Source organism: Ruminococcus sp. AM26-12LB (assembly GCF_003480785.1).
GTDB classification, from domain to species: Bacteria; Bacillota; Clostridia; order Lachnospirales; family Lachnospiraceae; genus Blautia_A; species Blautia_A fusiformis.
This window is the reverse complement of record NZ_QUJX01000038.1, coordinates 569-3520: the sequence shown is the minus strand read 5'-3', so window position 1 is coordinate 3520 and position 2952 is coordinate 569. Positions and strand designations below refer to the sequence as shown.

Here is a 2952-nt window from a genome sequence, read left to right as displayed (position 1 = left end):
TGGCGGGGACATAAAATGGAGGGTTTGTTTATGGCAAATAATATAGAAAAACAGTTAAAAGAAATATCGGAACGGCTGGAGCAGGGAGTAAAGGAAATCTTTACATCGGAGCGATATACCGAATATCTGAATACCATGTCAAAGTTCCATAATTACAGCTTTAATAACACGCTGCTGATCACCATGCAGAAACCGGAAGCAACACTGGTGGCAGGGTATCAGGCATGGCAGAAGAAGTTTAACCGTCATGTAAAACGTGGAGAGAAAGGAATCCAGATCATTGCACCAGCACCGATCCGGGAGAAACAGGAGATTGAAAAGATCGACCCGGTAACAAAAGAGCCTGTGATCGGGGATGATGGACAGCCGGAAACAGAGATCGTGGAGATGGTGATACCGAGATTCCGTGTAACGACAGTGTTTGATGTCAGCCAGACAGAGGGGGAACCGATCGCAGAACTGGAGGTGCCGGAGCTTACCGGAAGTGTACAGTTTTATGATACGTTCATGCAGGCATTGCAGAATATTTCTCCTGTGCCGATCCGTATGATGAATGTGGAAGGGGATGCAAAAGGCTATTATCACCAGACAGAAAAATATATTGCGATAAAGGAAGATATGAGTAATGTACAGACGATGAAAACCGGAGTCCATGAGGTGAGCCACGCATTGCTGCATGACCGGGAAGTAATGGATGCGGAAGGAGTCTTAAAAGACCAGACAACAAAGGAAGTGGAAGCAGAAAGTATTGCTTATATTGTCTGCAACCATTTTGGTCTGGATACTTCAGAATATTCGTTTACCTATATCGCCAGCTGGTGCGAGAGCAGGGATATGAAGGCGTTGAAAGCATCTATGGATACCATCCGAAAAACATCGGCAGAGATCATTGAGAATATCGAGGCACAGATGTACGAGTTGGAAATGGAAAGACCAATCCGGGATACCTTCCATAAGGAAGATTTGATTCTGCATCTTTCGGGCAGCATGGGTTCCGAGTTTACTTATGATCTGATCGAAAATATGAGCAGGGAACAGTTAGAACAGAATGTGGGTGAATACGTCCGCCTTCTGGAAAGTGGTGAGATAGAGGAAAATGAGAAACCACTGGAAAGTTTTCTGGAAGAAAAAGGTGCTGCCGTCACACCACTCTATGACAGCAGTGGGCACGGAGAGAACTATCCGATTGATTTTTATGATGTGGAATATGATGCGGACACAGGCGTTACTTCTTTTTCTGACCTTTCTCCGAAAGATCAGGCAGAGATGTTGGTGCAAAAAGCAGAGTTTCCAAGAAATATTTTTTCGGAAAATGAAAAGGCATTTGTAAATGAATATGCAGAAACCTTCCCCGGACAGGTGGAAAGACTGAATGACCTAGTATGGGATATGAGGGAATCTTACGATGAAGCCGGTTCAAAGCTGGTGTATGAAGTGATCCAGGCAGCAAGGGCAAACTTCCCAGTGAAGGAACCGGAGATTGCAGAAGAAACAGCCATGCAGTATGCCCACCGTCTGATTGAAACGGCAGAAGCTGCAAATACAGGAAATTTCACAGATTCCCAGAGAAATCTTATTGTGAATTTTGCATATAAGATGGATGACAAAGACGAAGTGCTTGGACTGGTGAATCGTATGATGACCGCAATCCGCAGACCGGAAAGTGAATATACGAGAAACCTTATGAATGAAACACAGGCACAGATTGACAATTTCCCAGATGGCATGATCGGTTTTACGGAAATGCACGAGGCAGGAATCCAGTTAGACCATATGCTACCGCTTACGAAAGACCGGGCATATGAATTATACCGTGGAGGGGCAGAAATTGACATCTTATATGGAAATCCAGAGAATCCACAACGGGCAGAACAGGTGCTTGTGGAGACGGAAAATGAGATTTTGGGATATGACGGTATCTTTGGAATCACAGAAACAGAATGGGAAGTCCAGAAAGAAAGAGAAGTCTCTGCCACAAAACAGGAAGCACTGGAACAGCAGAGTGCAGAAAAGATTGATGAGACACTTCTTCTGCATGGAGAAAGCAGAAGGTTTGCCATTTATCAAATGGATAGTGGAGATGAGCATACCTATCAGTTTATGGGAATGGAATCTGCAAAGAACCTGGGCTATACCATTGATGGAAAGGATTACCGGATGGTTTATGCAGCACCGTGGATGCCAACAATCACGTTAGACAATATATTTGAACGATTTAACATTGATCGACCGGAAGATTTCCGTGGTCATTCCTTATCGGTAAGTGATGTGATCGTGATAAACAGGGGTGCAGAGATCACAGCCTATTATGTAGATTCTTTTGGATTTCAGGAACTTCCGGAGTTTGTCCAGCAGAGAATGAACATGCTGGAACATAATTCCGTCAGGGCATATCCGCCAGTTTATAAAGAAACATTGGAACAGGCAATGGGAGAACGGGATGTAGATGCCTATCTGGATTCCAGAAAGTTAAACCTGGACTGCAAGAAAGCAATCGAGGATGTTATCCGGGAGAATTTTGACGGACTGCACTTAAAGCAGGGTGCGGCAAAAGAAGTCGTGGAACGCTTTGGGGAAGAACGTATGAATTTTGTTATGGCAAACACCATCCGTGAACTTTCTCATGATGGAAGATTTTCCAGACAGAACAAAGACTGGGCGGAGCATATCGAAATCCCGGAAAATATCAGCCGGGGCAGAAATCTGAACCTGGATTATGTGATTGAAAGCCACCCGGCAGTTTTAGATGGGTTTATCGACATGGCAAGAGCTGAGATCCGGATGCAGAGGATAGAACAGGCGATAGGAGAAAACGAAGTGACGATCACAGCAGAGACAAGAGGATATGAAGCAGAAGGACATAACGGGACATGGCATACGGTTGATAAAAAGGAATATGCTGGGGAAAAGTTTTTCTTAATGGAACATGATGAATTTGGCTCCGATGTGGCT

The 2952-nt window shown here is 44.4% G+C and carries 1 protein-coding gene; it reads left to right on the top strand.

Features of this window, described 5'->3' with window-relative positions; all coding sequences use genetic code 11:
- Positions 1-30: 30 nt before the first annotated feature.
- The coding region (locus tag DW694_RS16640) for a DUF3849 domain-containing protein (protein WP_118753347.1) at positions 31-2952 on the top strand (2922 nt) is incomplete at its 3' end.